11 protein-coding genes and 1 tRNA gene are annotated in these 14,373 nt (G+C 52.8%); 4 read left to right on the top strand and 8 right to left on the bottom strand.

The genetic code is table 11. The features are described from left to right. Nucleotides 1-73 precede the first annotated feature (73 nt). The 5 genes from AB5Y94_RS02545 to AB5Y94_RS02525 form a co-directional block, all read right to left on the bottom strand. On the bottom strand, nt 74-817 hold the full coding sequence (locus AB5Y94_RS02545) for a fimbria/pilus periplasmic chaperone (protein WP_368204674.1): 744 nt from the start codon (nt 815-817) through the stop codon (nt 74-76). A 34-nt stretch (nt 818-851) separates the two neighbouring features. After that, nucleotides 852-3,332, bottom strand: a complete 2,481-nt coding sequence (locus AB5Y94_RS02540) for a fimbria/pilus outer membrane usher protein (protein WP_368204673.1) — start codon at nt 3,330-3,332, stop codon at nt 852-854. A 90-nt stretch (nt 3,333-3,422) separates the two neighbouring features. Continuing rightward, nucleotides 3,423-3,968: a fimbrial protein gene (locus AB5Y94_RS02535; protein WP_368204670.1), complete on the bottom strand. Its 546-nt coding sequence runs from the start codon at nt 3,966-3,968 to the stop codon at nt 3,423-3,425. Between the two features lie 1,684 nt (nt 3,969-5,652). Further along, nucleotides 5,653-6,054, bottom strand: a complete 402-nt coding sequence (locus tag AB5Y94_RS02530; protein ID WP_368204669.1) for a hypothetical protein — start codon at nt 6,052-6,054, stop codon at nt 5,653-5,655. 1,306 nt (nt 6,055-7,360) lie between these two features. Next, a tRNA-Ser gene (locus tag AB5Y94_RS02525) sits at nt 7,361-7,450 on the bottom strand. 417 nt (nt 7,451-7,867) lie between these two features. On the opposite strand from AB5Y94_RS02525, the gene AB5Y94_RS02520 reads away from it, so the two are divergent. Further along, nucleotides 7,868-8,785, top strand: coding sequence for a L,D-transpeptidase family protein (locus AB5Y94_RS02520; RefSeq protein WP_368204667.1), 918 nt, complete (start codon nt 7,868-7,870; stop codon nt 8,783-8,785). Between the two features lie 27 nt (nt 8,786-8,812). Then, a complete protein-coding gene (locus tag AB5Y94_RS02515; RefSeq protein ID WP_042050485.1) occupies nt 8,813-9,811 on the top strand; it encodes a DUF481 domain-containing protein in 999 nt (332 codons plus the stop codon). A gap of 138 nt (nt 9,812-9,949) precedes the next feature. On the opposite strand, the gene AB5Y94_RS02510 is transcribed toward AB5Y94_RS02515, so the two are convergent. The 3 genes from AB5Y94_RS02510 to AB5Y94_RS02500 form a co-directional block, all read right to left on the bottom strand. Then, nucleotides 9,950-10,669, bottom strand: a complete 720-nt coding sequence (locus AB5Y94_RS02510) for a MaoC family dehydratase (protein WP_042006045.1) — start codon at nt 10,667-10,669, stop codon at nt 9,950-9,952. A 233-nt stretch (nt 10,670-10,902) separates the two neighbouring features. After that, on the bottom strand, nt 10,903-11,847 hold the full coding sequence (rlmF, locus tag AB5Y94_RS02505; protein WP_139397382.1) for a 23S rRNA (adenine(1618)-N(6))-methyltransferase RlmF: 945 nt from the start codon (nt 11,845-11,847) through the stop codon (nt 10,903-10,905). Nucleotides 11,848-11,998: 151 nt separating this feature from the next. Then, nucleotides 11,999-12,487 (bottom strand): C40 family peptidase, encoded by a 489-nt coding sequence (locus AB5Y94_RS02500; RefSeq protein ID WP_005298673.1) that lies wholly within the window; start codon nt 12,485-12,487, stop codon nt 11,999-12,001. A 275-nt stretch (nt 12,488-12,762) separates the two neighbouring features. Here AB5Y94_RS02500 and AB5Y94_RS02495 point away from each other — a divergent pair, with 275 nt between their 5' ends. Both AB5Y94_RS02495 and AB5Y94_RS02490 read left to right on the top strand, forming a co-directional pair. Further along, nucleotides 12,763-13,485: a 4'-phosphopantetheinyl transferase superfamily protein gene (locus AB5Y94_RS02495; RefSeq protein WP_195878194.1), complete on the top strand. Its 723-nt coding sequence runs from the start codon at nt 12,763-12,765 to the stop codon at nt 13,483-13,485. Continuing rightward, on the top strand, nt 13,482-14,330 hold the full coding sequence (locus AB5Y94_RS02490) for a tetratricopeptide repeat protein (RefSeq protein WP_126882294.1): 849 nt from the start codon (nt 13,482-13,484) through the stop codon (nt 14,328-14,330). The genes AB5Y94_RS02495 and AB5Y94_RS02490 overlap by 4 nt, the downstream gene beginning before the upstream one ends. The last annotated feature ends 43 nt before the right edge of the window (nt 14,331-14,373 follow it).

Below are 14,373 nucleotides of genomic sequence, written 5' to 3'. Positions count from 1 at the left end.
CAGTGGGAACAGTGTTTTCCAGCCAAATAGACAAACGGTGGCATGGTGTGAGCTGCGCGGCATCATGATCTCCTTAGCGGGCATCTTTTACGGGCTGCAAACTGCAGTTAGCGGCACAGCGGTAACTCAGGGGACGACGGCCACCGTAGTCATCTACATAGGTAAAGGTGGGCTGTTGACCCAGTTGGGAAACGCCCAGATTGACCATTGCATGGCTATTCGGGGCAATCATCACAGGTTCAAACCCTTCCGCACTCTCCCCTTCGACAGTACGAGAGCCAGCCACGATAGTGACGTAATAAGGGGTGGGGTTGCTCAATTGATATTGCCCGCCCACTTGCCTCAGCGTCACTTTTTCTTGCCATGGCGCCTTATTGCTACCGGGTTCGACCAACAAGCTAGCCGGGCGATAGAAGAACTTGATGCGGGTCTGCAAAGCAAGTTGTAAAGTATTGGGCTTGTCACTACGCGGCGGGATCTCCCGCAAGCTGAAGTAGAACAGACTCTCTTTATCCTGGGGCAGCAGGGAGACAGCAGGTAATGCCTGCACCTTGAACAGGCTCTCCATCCCTGGCTCCAACCGCTGCACTGGAGGTAACAAGGTGAAGGGGCTATTGATTTTGTTGCCATTAGAATCTTCCAACCAGGCTTGCGCCAGATAAGGCAGGGTTTTGTTGTTGTTGCGAATGGTTAGGCTCATGGACTTGGCCTCCCCTGGGTAGATCACCCGGGTGCGGTCCAGCGACACAGCCGCTTGGCTCTGGTTGGCAAGCAAGATCAGTACGAAGGAAGCAGTATAAATCAGTTTTTTTGTCATCTTTGGCTTTCTCTATCAGGTTAAACAGTCGCGGTCATTGACAGGTCAGTCGTGCCATCACATCCATCGCCGGCAGTGGTGAAGGCAGAAAGAAGCGGCAATGCTGATCATTGCCCCAGCGCACCTCTACGGCCTCGCCTTCATGCAATCCGGCCAGATAGGCCATACCATCATCCCCCACCATGCCAAGTTGTTGACCCTTGCCGTTGAACACCTCAGCAGCAAACGGCACTGTGTTGCCATCAGCTCTGACTATTTCAAGCATGCTTTTGCTGCCAGCCAGCATATCGAAGTGGCGGTAGCCAATAGCGCCTTCTGTCAGCGTCCCCATGGAAACCGGCGTGCCAATGGGTTCGGCATCCTCTCCCAGTTGATCGACATCGATGCTGGTACGTTGACGATAGTAGCTGGATACATCTGCCACCACGGCCTTGCCATTTTTGTCGGTGAAGGTGGCAGGACCACCGGAGTGCACTGGCACATCGCTGACGCCGTCGGTATCCACCATGACGCGGCTGCCCCCCATCATGCCCACCCTGTGCATGGCAACACCCTCCCCGGTCGCCGTGATCCCGCCATTGATGGAGAGCCCCGCTGCCGTCGAACTGCCTGCCTGGTGGCTGACATTGGCCATCAGCGTGGTCTTGTCGCCCGTATGAGTATAAAAACCACTGGCACTTTCGCCGCTCGGCGAGGTCGACGCGGTCACCGAATAGCTGTTTCGCTCGTCCACGCGGTCGAAGAAGCTGACGCTGTTAGTGGTTTTCCCCCCCATGGATGAGGCGCTGTAACTTACGTGCTTGTTAAGACCAAACGGCACCGACAGAGTGAAATACATACCGTTATCGGTCAGGTTGCTCTGTTCGTTGCGATACGCCGTCAGCGATGCAGTCATGCCGCGCCAGTCCATCACGTCAAAGTAATGAGAAAGAGAGAGACTGATGCGATCGCTATCTACTTGCGACCAGTAGGAATGGTGGGTGTAATCGATATAGGCACCTAATTGAGCAGCTTTGAACTGTTTGCTCAGTACCACGCTGTACATCTCTTTGGCGCCACCGCGATAAGGATCACCAAGTTGTTTTGCAGCCATGTAGTCGTTCATGTTCATGAAATCACGCTCAGAAAAACGATATCCAGCAAAGGCTACCTGGCTGTCATAATCTTCAAAATTCTTGGAGTAGTTGATTCGATAGGAGCCACCAGTCTTACTACCTTCTGCCAAACGCGCCCTCGATTCTGTGATATCAAATGAGATCGCGCCAAACTGCAACAAGTCACGTCCGATACCAATGGACAGAGCGTCATAGCCATCACTGAGCAACGCCCCCCCCAACAGCGACCAACCGTTGCTGACCCCCCAGGAAAATTCACCGCTGGCGAAGGCCGGTCCATCAAGCTCATGAGTCCGACTGCTGACCTTGCCACTGTTGAACTTGTAACGCACCGAGCCAGGACGCGATAGATAAGGGATGTTGGCGGTGTTGACCTGAAAAGTCTGTACCGACCCATCTTGCTCCTCAACTCGCACATCCAGCGTCCCGGTAACGGCACCGCTGATATCCTGGATTCGAAATGGCCCAGACGCGACCTGGGTTTCGTAAATCACACGCCCCTGTTGGCTGATCACCACCTTGGCATTGCTCTTGGCAATACCGACTACCTCTGGTGAATAGCCGCGTAAATTGGGTGGCAACATGTTGTCATCAGTCACCACTGACGCACCGGTAAACTGGAAACCATCAAACATAGAGTTGCCAAGGTCTTGCTCACCGACCATCAACTTGGCACCCAGTGTGGGTAACGCTCGATAGGCATAGACACGACTGACATCAAACTCGCTTTGGGCGTGTTCTTCGCTCCCTTGAGTGTCATTACGCTGATAGCGCCCCTGCCAATCGGCACGCAGTCGCCACACGCCTGCATTTGCTCCCACCACACCATAGGCGCTGGCATTGGTGCTGTTACTCTTAGTTGAGCGGCTCTCCTGCAGGTTTATGCCGTAATCAAGCAATGCACCATTTACTCCTTCGTCCCAACGGGAGGGAGGATCCCAAGCATCACTGACATAGTCTCGATAGGCTTGAGGCACAGAGATGGTCAGGGTGTCTTTGTTTATCTCGCCTTTGATGAGCATGCCGTCAAGAACCTCAGGGTCATAGCAAGCTTGCCCATCAAGAAGATAGGGATTGCTGGCAAGCAGGTGTTCGAGTTCAGACTGTTTCAAACCAAGTTCTTCGGCCAGTTCTTGTGTCAGACATAATTTAGAGGTATTTTCTGCTGACTCATAAAATCGTATTTTACGTTCACCGGTCAACACGTCATTAATAACCAGCTGCATGCTGTATTCACCCGGAATAATAAATCCAGCCTGTTTAAATGCACCTGACTCAATATTCTCTTTATCCTTTACATCCAGAAGATCTGTGTTGAATTCAATATTACCAGCATAAGAACCTTCAGCCCAACTGATAACAATCAATGAGATAGTCAACGATATCAATGTTTGTTTCATATTTTTCAAGTCATAAGTAAAGCTAAAGGAAACACGCGTCCCTGCGTGTAATTATCCACATGAACCCTTTCGGTCTAACTTGGTCAGTTATTACTGATAATTCATGATAAAGTCACTGGTGGCGGTGAACTCACCAGGCGTTGCTTTTTCACCACTTTTTACATTACTCACCAGTTTGGCACCAAATTTAAGATGGTTATCACCACTTACCAGCGACATTGCCTTGGTTGGTGTGCCCAAAATAACATCAGAACCATCAAGTTGACTCACCATCGCAATGGCTGCACCTTTGGCGAGTCCATTGATAGCCAGGTGTTTCTTCTCTGTGTCATCAGGAATACCATTGAAAGTTATGGTAGCTGTTTTTGCAGTATCGATAGAACAACCTTCAAGGTGAATCTCAAAAGGACGCAACGGACCTTCACCCTGTTTCTCCAACATACTGTTGGCGACTTGTCCCATTTGAATTGTCTGGTCAACACTTTCCGGCGCAATTGAGCAAGGAGCGTCAATGATTGCACCAACGAATTTGATGACGCCATGTCCCTGATCAGTAGGACCAGCGGCTTCTGCAGCGAAAGCGGCAGAGGAAAGGAAGCACATCATCATAGCAGAGGCTAACATAGTCTTTTTCATATCAATCATCCCAATTAAGGCTGTTTAAAGTTTAAGGAGCGGAAGCGGTACGTTACGATATACAACATACAACACTTCGATTTATATTGATTTGGACACATGATGATTTAGTCATAACCGTGTATCACCAGCACACCGAATCAATGCCAAAACTGTAACCTGGCACAAAGCAAAAAAAAACATACTAAAAAATACATTAAATTACCAACAAAAACAACAACTTACATCAAGCAGCCAAAACCTAAAAATAATTCACATATATTATAAAAAACACCAAAATCACAACATGAAAGTAGAGCAACAAGCCTTTCCTTAGTAAGAAGGACTCAACGCTAGTAGATATATTTCAATCATTAACCAGATAAAAAAAAGGATTGCAAAAGGCAATCCTTAAAGACCACTACAGGCCACGCACGGGATACAACTCAGGAACAAAGGAATGTCGACTCTGTCAGTATTACACCTCCCACCTCATAGTTGCATTTACACAACCAGCTGAACTTCACACCAAGGCTTACTTACTAATCGCATCCAAATTTCAGACATCGTCATGGCGCGGGACCGATTCGTTACCCCACTAGCCGAATTGTCAATGACAGGTCTTCTTCCTGATATCAGCTTATAAGGGCGAATAGATAGTACGCCAATAGCATACTGTTTTCGCTCTGACACATCGACCTGGCTTATTCGTACTTGAAATATCTCTTCGTACTTTCTAATAGATTTGATGTAGTGGTGCACTCCACAGAGGGTGACATTCATCAATTTCGCAACTTCTGTCAAAGGGACCATGCGGTTCTCCTTATACAGCCAGTGTGCTAGCTCTATATACTTGGGCATATCAATCACAATATCTTTCACTAAGAGTCAGTTCCGATCACGTTAGTGATCACGTTTAGCTCACTCTTTTTAGGGTAAGCAGGGGGGCTATGACGACCTGAGCATGGTAATAAAAGCCCCCCCTACCAATAGGCACATGAACGAATGTTGCTATTGGATATAAATATATTAAGGTAGGCAGACAGATTCTTGAAGTTATATAAAATCACTTAAAAATACCTTTTAAATCACAGTATTTTTGATGTCATTAATTTTTATTCCTACCAACTAAGGTTGGAAACATTGATAATCAGCTATGATGTTCACAACATAAGACTCGATAGGGAACCAATAACCATTACATTTATACCTAGACATAATTAGTCATTAAGGTATCTATTTTTAGCTCGACTATATAAAAAGATATGCGATGAGAAATTAGCCAATCTATACAGTTTGACTTGTACCCCCATTTTGAAAGATGGAGCAGGACGTTATCGCTTCGTTCGATATCCTGCTTTCAGTAATTGCTTGAACAGCATGATTGTGCCTTTCGAGCAAGTGGTACTTACAGTTCAGGAATCTCAATACGATATGAGTAGTAAGGTGTCTGTAGGATGAGATGCAGGTAAGCTCCTGGCATCAACTTACACCTCTGGAAGAGATGAGCCATCAGGATCTCGCTCACGTTACAAGAGTGGTGAAAAGCAAGGTATTGTCGAGCGGCTAAAATGGCAGGAAGCTATTCAGATATATTCGGGCTAAATAAGAGGCTCCTAAATTTATAGCATTGTAAAACCATCAGGCGGCAACAAATAGGGTAGACAAATACTCTCTCACCAGAATATTTAAGGTTTTACGGTCACTAAAATACGAGGTTACTCGTCGTCCAGACATTATTAACCATCTGTATGACTTGCTTGAAAGTAAAATGTTTGGTGATTACATATGCGTCAAGAAAACAGACCTTGGATTGCAACTTTCCCAACTGAACGTCACTCGCGACAACGACCAAAGAAGCGGCCCCATGTTTGCTTAATGCCTTTGTTAAAATAACTTCTTCCATACGTTCAAGTTGCTTTTCCGGTGAGTGCAGTGATGAATCCAGATCATATACAATTACATCCGGCGTACTATGTTGACTACCAAAGCTAAATTTTGACTGTGCTTTTACTCCGGCACCGCTAACCAGCGTTATTCCATTCACATTGGGGTGGTTTCTCAATGCTGACCGAAATAGCTCTTTTATTGGATTGTAGTCACTCACTACCATTACGTTTAACATTGAATTTCAACTCATCTTCATATAAATAAGCCATCGAATACCATTGGTGAATTTATATAATTCAAGTGATATCCATGATGTAACCATCGCTCGCTGCCTGCGATAGTACAACAAACATACTACAGCAACCCACACCTCAAATTTAAGCTCTGTTAAAATATTTAAAAATACCAATAAAAACAATCAGATAAAGTTATAGTCCAAAAAATTATGCAGATGCAATGCGTCACCCGCCCCATCAAGAACAAAATATAATAGCAGGATGATTCTCTTACCATAACTTGACCAACATGCCTGCCCACTTCTTTGCCAAAGGCTCAACTATCGCTGATGTATATTAGCCACGTCGATGAAATATAGCAGGCTCCAGAGGTCATTCAATGAAATGCTCATGCAGACAGTAGGTATCATCTAATTCATTCACGTGTTTATAATTGCCGTACAGGATAAGCCTCATCAAGACAAATAATCCAATATATATTCTCAGAATGACGACCATCAATAACAGACAACTTAATTTAAATGCTGTCTATAAATGATGTATATTTAATCCTTAACTAGACAAGATGTCAGAATACATATTCAATGTCCAGTTCCCGACTAGCCATATAAGTGCAGAAGCAGTGCGATTCGATATCGCGACAACGTATCAAATTTGAAATGTCATATACATCCATAGAGGCACTGATGGTTTACATAATGACATTGCCTATAATCGTTCCATTTGCGATGCGAGGAGATATTAACACTCAGAAAATTTTAGTATTTTTCACTATGATTAAGTCGAGAAGCAATGTATAAAGAATAACCAAAGGAACCAAGCATGTCTGTATCATGGGATAGCCCAACATCTTCTCTCAAGAGGAACCCGCTGTCGATGCCGTAGCATGCCATCCGCAAGACGTAGACTGTGTTGGTGGCAAGTCCGTATCAAGCAACTTCCAGGAGCATTGGAGCCCACTCACCACTTAGCTCAACAAACTCAGCATGCACCGTATCAAGGCCGTCACCGGATATGGTGATTCCTTATTGATGCCAACCGGATCGCTGCATCATGGGCAGTATCCTCACTGCCTACCAATCGTTAATCCCCCCTCAACTGTATGATAGGAGAGAGCTGTTAGGCCTTCTCTTGTAGTGGGTTCTCTAAGGACCTAGGCACATTACGTGTCCAATCTTGTGTAACGAGATAGCATGCCAGCCAACACCCAATGGCATACTGGATGGCATACCAGAAAAAGCATCGAAATAAAAAGCCCAACCGAATCAATCGGTTGGGCTGTATAGATGGCGGAGAGACAGGGATTCGAACCCTGGGTGGCATTGCTGCCACAATTGATTTCGAGTCAATCCCGTTCGGCCACTCCGGCATCTCTCCACGGGGCTTCATTGTTACCGTAGCCGCCTCTGGAAATCAACTTGAATCTCTTTAAAGATCAAACAACTGCACACAAAACCAGCAGATAAGTACACGCCAGGCAAACGGGCGTCCGAGCCTGTCGCTCCCGGTATTGGTGCCCAAGCCAGGGCGATCAGCCCCCAGCATTGCGTCCCGTGCATTCGATGGCGCTGAACCGCCATCCCCCTCCCGTCAGCGTTCCTCTGCTCATTGCAGATGACTTGGCTTTGCATTAAAAACAGGCAAGACAGGGTCAACATGACGGATTGCCGTGCAGGGACCCGGCTGCAGCCCTTGTCGGCCAGGCTGGCAATCGGCGCGCATTTGACTGACAATTTCCCCCTTTTTCCTCGGGGAGGTCGCGGCGCGGCCCCCATCCAATCAGACAGGAAGTACATGTTCATCGCACGAACCCTCTCATTGCTGGCACTGACCGCCAGCCTGCTGACGGCTCCGGCCCTGGCTACCACCTATCCGCTACCCCCGGCAGGCAGCCGCCTGATCGGCGAGCTGGAGGACTACATAGTCCAGCCAGATGAACATCTCGAGCTCATCGGCAAGCATACCCAGATTGGTTTTTTGGCGCTGCTGGAAGCCAATCCGGGAGTCGACCCCTATTTGCCCAAGCCGGGCACCCGGCTGACCCTGCCGACCCAGATGCTGCTGCCGGACGTGCCCCGCGAAGGCATAGTGATCAATCTGCCGGAGCTGCGCCTCTACTATTTCCCCAAGGGCAAGAACGAGGTGATGGTGCTGCCCATCGGCATCGGTGACATAGGGCGGGAGACCCCCGAAATGACCACCACCATCATTGCCAAGAACCCCAATCCGACCTGGGTGCCCGGCCCCATGGTGCGCAAATCCTGGCTGGAACAAAAAGGGATCACCCTGCCGGCGGTCGTGCCGCCCGGCCCAGACAACCCCCTCGGCAAGTTCGCCATGCGCCTTGGCTATGGCAAGCGGGACTATCTCATCCACGGCACCAACAAGGATTTCGGCGTCGGCCTGCGGGTCAGTGCCGGCTGTATTCGACTGCGCCCTGACGACATCGAGGCCCTGTTCAAGATTGTCCCCGTCGGCACTCAGGTGCGGGTGATCAACCAGCCGGTCAAGACCGCCATCGAGCCGGATGGCCGCCACTGGCTGGAGGTTCACTCTCCCCTCTCTCGCACCGAGCTGGAGCTGAAACAGGGCGCCCCGCTGATCCTCTCCGCCGAGGCGCAGGCCTTCATCGCCAGGCCGGAAGTCGACGGTGACAAGGCCGCCAGCGCGCTCAACCGCAAGAACGGCATCCCCCGTCCCGTCAGCGGCTGATAGCCAACCATGTTCACGAGGATCTTCATGAGCTACCGCGTTTTTTGTCTGTTTGCCCTGCTGCTAAGCCCGGCGGCTCTGGCCGACATCCTCTGGATGGACAACGGTGACCGGCTGACCGGCACCATAGAAGAGATAGGTGACGAGGAGGTGCGCATCGCGCTCCCTTACAGTGAGCCCGTCACGGTCAAGCGCGAGGCGGTCAAGCGCTGGCGCATCGAGAAGCAGGACAAGCCGAAACCGACCGTCAAGAGCGGCATTACCCTGCTCGCCCTGACGCCGGATGATAAGAAGGCTTGGCTGTGGAGCGGCAGCGGCGATCTGAACGTCAAGCTCAAGCACAGCGACAAGCAGACCAACAACGTCAACCTGAAGGCATCCACCGAGGTGGCCAACCTCGACTGGCGTTATACGCTGGACGGGGAGTACATCTACGAGACCGCCAACAACGTCACCAACAGCCATGAGTACCGGCTCAAGCCCATGCTGGACTTTTTCTTCGACCAGCGCTGGTTTTTACGATCAGCCATCGACTTTGAATACCAGATGCTGGACCCCGAATACATGGATGTGGGGTATGTGACCGGCCCGGGTTACCGGTTCTGGAACGACAAGCGGCGACGACTGGAGCTGATCAGCCAAGCGGGACTGGAGCGTTCCTACTTCCGGCCAGGTTATTGGGACAACTTCATCATCCCCGATATTTTCAACGACAGGATCATCAGCTATCCCCTGATGGGCCTTGGCTGGGACTATCGTCAACCCGTTGCGCTCTGGTCGGAGCAACTGGAGCTGTTCAGCAAGGGCAGCTACAAGCGCTATCTGGACCAGCCGTCGCCCTACATCACCCGGGAACAGGCCGTAAAAGGCAGCCTGGGGATGCGCTACTACTTCAACGATCACCTGCGCCTCTCATGGTCGAGCGAGCTCGACTGGGAAGACTCGAGATTGGACTATCAAGGTGTTCAGACACCCTTATCAGGCAAAGAGTGGCGTCATCTGATAAGCTTGGGGGCAAGCTTCTAGTCCTCAAGACAAGCCATGGATACGCAAGTGGCTGCGACATAGGTAAGTACAACAAATGCCATAAACAAAACAGGCTCACCGAGGTGAGCCTGTTTTTTTCTATACGATTCGGGCCACGGAGTGACAACCGTCACCCCATCAGAAGTAGAGTCGGGTGACAGATTCGATGACACAGCCGGGGCGACGTACACCCTCGATCTCCACCTTGATCTCCTTGAGCAGCTCCAACCCGCCCTTGATGGGGGTAACCCGAGCCAGCTTGGTGCGCGCGCGGATATTGCTGTCCACCTTGATGGGGTACGGGAAACGAACCTGATCCAGACCGAAGTTCACCACCATGCGGGCGGTCGGAAACTCCGGATTGGCCTCGTCCACCGAGCCGGTCAGCTGCGGCAGCAGGGCCAAGGTCAGGAAGCCGTGGGCGATGGTGGTCTTGAACGGCGATTCGGCCGCGGCACGCTCGGGGTTGGTGTGGATCCACTGATGATCCCCGGTCACGGCGGCAAACTGATCGATCATCTGCTGGCTGACATGCAGCCATTCGCCCACGTGGGTCTCTTCACCGATACGCGCCTGCAAGGTGGCAAACAGGGTCGCCGCCTCACCGTCGAGCTCGATGATCGACTCTTGCGGTGGCACGGGCTGGCCGTTGACGGCCTGGGCCGCGCCCTGCTGCTGCTGCATGGACTGGCTGTCACCCTGCAAATCCAGCACTCGCCCCAGCAGAGGGTGGAGGTGTGCCTTTTGCTGAAACTCACGCCAGTAGTCGCGGATAGCCGGGGAGAGCCAATCCTTGAGCTCAAAGGGGTGCTGCGCCAGTATTTCGCGCTTGCGCTTCAGAAAATCGACAACTTTCATGTACCGATCCCTATTCGATTCAAAGCCTGTAAAGAGGTCTAACCAGTCCTATTTTATTAAAGTTACAGCTGAAAGTGCAAAAAAATCTCGGCGTACAGCTGTACCAAGGCAAAAATCACTACAGGATAGCTACATAGCAGCATGATGAACCAACAAAGAAATCGATTGCCTGTTTTTTATCCGAGCATGTTTACATTGAGATTAAAAAGGCCCGTCACGGGCCTGTGTAGAGATCAGCGCGCTGCAGACCACCACTCGCGGCACCCTGCCTCATCGAAGAAGGTCCAGGCCAGCACCCGGCTCACCTTGTTGCCCTGCGCCATCTCGAGCACCCGCACCTGACGAGCACCGACCCGGGTCAGCGCCTTCTTCGCTGCCGGCAGATTCTCCTTTTTCGATACCAGCGAGCTGAACCAGAGGCACTGCTCGGCAAAGGCCCGGCTCTGGTTGATCATCGCGGCCAGAAAGGCAGCCTCTCCCCCTTCGCACCAGAGCTCGGCCTTCTGGCCGCCGAAGTTGAGCACCGGCTTGTCCTTGACCTCCTTGCCCAGATTGCGCAGCTTGCGCTCAGTCCCCTTGCTCGCCTCCGCCAGCGACGCGTGAAAGGGAGGGTTGCAGAGGGTCAGCGCAAAACGCTCGCGCGGTGCCACTATGCCCTGAAAGATGTCGCCGGCCCTGCCCTGCAAGCGGCACTCGATCTGGCTGCCCAGCCCGTTGCTGTTGGCCAGCAGAGAGGCAGCCTTGACCGACACCGGATCGATGTCGGAGCCGACGAAGCGCCAGCCATATTCGCGGGCCCCCAGCAGGGGGTAGATGCAGTTCGCCCCCACCCCGATATCCAGCACCCGCACGCCCTTGCCGGTCGGCACCTTGCCCGCACTCTCGGCCAGCAGGTCAGCCACTCGATGCAGGTAATCCACCCGCCCCGGAATGGGCGGACAGAGATAGCCGGCCGGCAGATCCCAGTGCTGGATGCCGTAATGCAGCGCCAGCAGGGCCTTGTTCAGCGCCTTGACGGCGGCGGGGTCGGCAAAGTCGATGGTGCTGGCGCCGTAGGGATTGACGAAGACAAAGGGCTGCAGCTCGGGAGTGCGCAGGCAGAGCGCGGCAAAGTCGTAGGGAGCCTGATGGCGATTGCGCGGGTGCAATCCGGATTTATGGTCTGAACGGGTCTTCATGCTGGGCCTGCCGGGGAAAAAACGGGCCCACACTATAGTGATTCGGCACCCGAAAGTCTAAATCGCGGCCATAAAAAACCGGGCTGCGGGAGCCCGGTTCAAGTGAGGTTGGAAAAACAGTCCGTACTGCGAGCCGTTTGTCCAGCCTGACTCAGATGTCAATCCGGCGTGCCTGCCAGAACTTGCTGCGCCAGTAAGAGCTGTCGAGCTTGGAACGGGTTACCCCAGCCCGGGTGGAGGCGTGGATGAACTCGCCATTGCCCACATAGATGCCGACGTGATTGAGGCGGCGATTGATTTTGAAGAAGACCAAATCCCCTTCGACCAGATCCTGCTTGGAGACTCGGGTGCCTTCATGGACCTGGGAGCGGGTATCACGGGGAAGTTCGATGCCGACGGCGTTGCGGAACACTTCACGGGCAAAGGCGGAACAATCAATGCCGCGCTGGCTGCTGCCTCCCATGCGGTAAGGAACGCCGCGCCACTCTTTGTATACAGTCAGGATTTCGTTTACATCTGGGGTTTGTGAAGCTTCCGGTTCAATTACGGGTTCCATCATGGAAACTTCAATCTTGCTCGCGACCTCGGGCTGGGGTGCCGAGGCACAACCCACCATTCCGAGCGCGACCAGCAGTAGCATCAGGTGGCGCAATCCTTTATCCCCGCAAAATAGTAAAACTTGTTAAAATACGGCCCGAACGGGCAATTTATAAGGCAACAGCACCCGACTATATCCAAGAATTCTATCGAGGCAAGCGAAAATCCCTATCGACCTCACATTTCTGCAAGGAAATGCATTATTTTTCCTGATTAATGTGATCGTGGCCAAACAATATACAATCTCGAAAGAGGCCGTCCTGACCGGATTAAACTGACTTTTATCGCTGTTTCGCCGCTCTTTTAAAGTGAAAAATTATGATCTCCGTGGATCTCTATTTGTTAAAACCGGCAAAGGTCGACGCCGAGCAGCTGACTCTGCTGCAGACCCTGCTCTCCCCCGAAGAACGGCAGATATGGCAGTCCATCTGTCAGCCGGCACGCCGCCAGGAGTACCTGCTCAGCCGCGGGCTGCTGCGACGGCTGCTGGCCGAGCGCCTGCTGTGCAACCCCGATGCACTGCAATTTGCCAGCAACCCGCACGGCAAACCTGTGCTAAGCGACGGGCGCTGGCAGTTCAACCTCAGTCACAGCGGGGATTGGCTGGTGATCGCCCTCTGCGCCGCCGGCCCGCTCGGGGTCGATATCGAGATGGGTCAGCGCCGCCGCCAGACTCTGCCACTGGCGCGCCGCTTTTATGCACGCAGTGAATATGAGTGGCTGCTCGCCCTGCCCGAAGCGGAGCAAGAGTCGGCCTTCTATCGGCTCTGGTCGCGCAAGGAGGCGGTGCTGAAAGCCCACGGTGCCGGCATCGCCGCCGGCCTCGAAAAGGTGCGCTTCGTGCCAGAGGAAGCGTGGCGGCTCGACAACCAGCTCGATGAACAGGATTACCGGGTACAGGATTGGCCCATCGGCCGAGGCTGGCTCAGCCTGGCGGCACCGACCCTGGCCGTCAACGGCTGGCTGCTCGATGGCAGCTTGAATTCCAGCCCATTCAACCCCATGTTAACTCACACCATTTTCCAAGAGTCAGCCTCATGATCGTCGACATCAATCCCCAGAATTTCCAAGCCGCCCTGATCGATGCTTCCATGAAAAAGCCGATCGTCATCTATTTCCACGCCCCCCAGATGCCGGAGTGTCAGGCCATGACCCCGCAGGTGGAGGCGCTGGTCGGCCCGGCCAATCCCCAGGTGACCCTGGCCAGGGTCGACATGAACGATCCGCAGCTGCAACCGCTGGCCGGTCAGCTCGGTCTGCGCGCCCTGCCGGCGCTGGTGCTGTTCCATCAGGGCCGCCCTGACGAGCAAGCCATTCTGGAAGGCCCGCAGGACGAGGCCACCCTGCGCGGCTATTTCGCCGCCTTCGCCCCCAAGGAGGAGGAGCTGCTGCTCGAGCAGGGGCAACAGGCACTGGCGGACGGCCAGACGAGCGTGGCCTATGGCCACTTCGGCAAGGCCCATCAGCTGGCGCCGGATCGCCACGACATCAGTCTGTGGTTGACCCAGGCGGCACTCGATCTCAATCTGCTTGATGAGGCACAGGAGCTGCTCGGCAAGATCCCGATGATCGCCCAGGATGACCACTATCAGACGCTTGTCTCCCGTCTGGCGCTGGCCCAACAGGCCGCGGACAGCCCGGAGCTGCGGGCGCTGGAAGCCCGCCACCAGCAGGAGCCTGACAACTTTGCCCTGGCCCAGGAGCTGGCGGTGCAATACAGCCAGGCCGGCCGCCAGGAAGAGGCGCTGGCGCTGCTGTTCACCATCCTCAAGCGGGATCTCGCCTTCGGTGATGCCAAGAAGACCTATCTCGACATCCTGACCACCATGGGATCCAACCCGGCGGCGCAGGGTTACCGTCGCAAGCTCTACAGCCTGCTCTACTGACTTGAAACGAAGATGAGCAACGGGGTGATGCCGAGTGTTCGGC

This window comes from Aeromonas sp. s5 (assembly GCF_040907865.1).
GTDB classification, from domain to species: domain Bacteria; phylum Pseudomonadota; class Gammaproteobacteria; order Enterobacterales; family Aeromonadaceae; genus Aeromonas; species Aeromonas dhakensis.
Note: the sequence above shows the minus strand (reverse complement) of the source record. Positions and strands in the feature narration are given on the sequence as shown.

Bases quoted from the DNA above. Each gene is read 5' to 3' on its own strand.
- AB5Y94_RS02520 (WP_368204667.1), top strand. From the start codon at position 7,868: ATGTTCATCGCACGAACCCTCTCATTGCTGGCACTGACCGCCAGCCTG.
- AB5Y94_RS02545 (WP_368204674.1), bottom strand. From the start codon at position 817: ATGACAAAAAAACTGATTTATACTGCTTCCTTCGTACTGATCTTGCTT.
- AB5Y94_RS02490 (WP_126882294.1), top strand. From the start codon at position 13,482: ATGATCGTCGACATCAATCCCCAGAATTTCCAAGCCGCCCTGATCGAT.
- AB5Y94_RS02540 (WP_368204673.1), bottom strand. From the start codon at position 3,332: ATGAAACAAACATTGATATCGTTGACTATCTCATTGATTGTTATCAGT.
- rlmF (WP_139397382.1), bottom strand. From the start codon at position 11,847: ATGAAGACCCGTTCAGACCATAAATCCGGATTGCACCCGCGCAATCGC.
- AB5Y94_RS02535 (WP_368204670.1), bottom strand. From the start codon at position 3,968: ATGAAAAAGACTATGTTAGCCTCTGCTATGATGATGTGCTTCCTTTCC.
- AB5Y94_RS02500 (WP_005298673.1), bottom strand. From the start codon at position 12,487: ATGCTACTGCTGGTCGCGCTCGGAATGGTGGGTTGTGCCTCGGCACCC.
- AB5Y94_RS02510 (WP_042006045.1), bottom strand. From the start codon at position 10,669: ATGAAAGTTGTCGATTTTCTGAAGCGCAAGCGCGAAATACTGGCGCAG.
- AB5Y94_RS02495 (WP_195878194.1), top strand. From the start codon at position 12,763: ATGATCTCCGTGGATCTCTATTTGTTAAAACCGGCAAAGGTCGACGCC.
- AB5Y94_RS02515 (WP_042050485.1), top strand. From the start codon at position 8,813: ATGAGCTACCGCGTTTTTTGTCTGTTTGCCCTGCTGCTAAGCCCGGCG.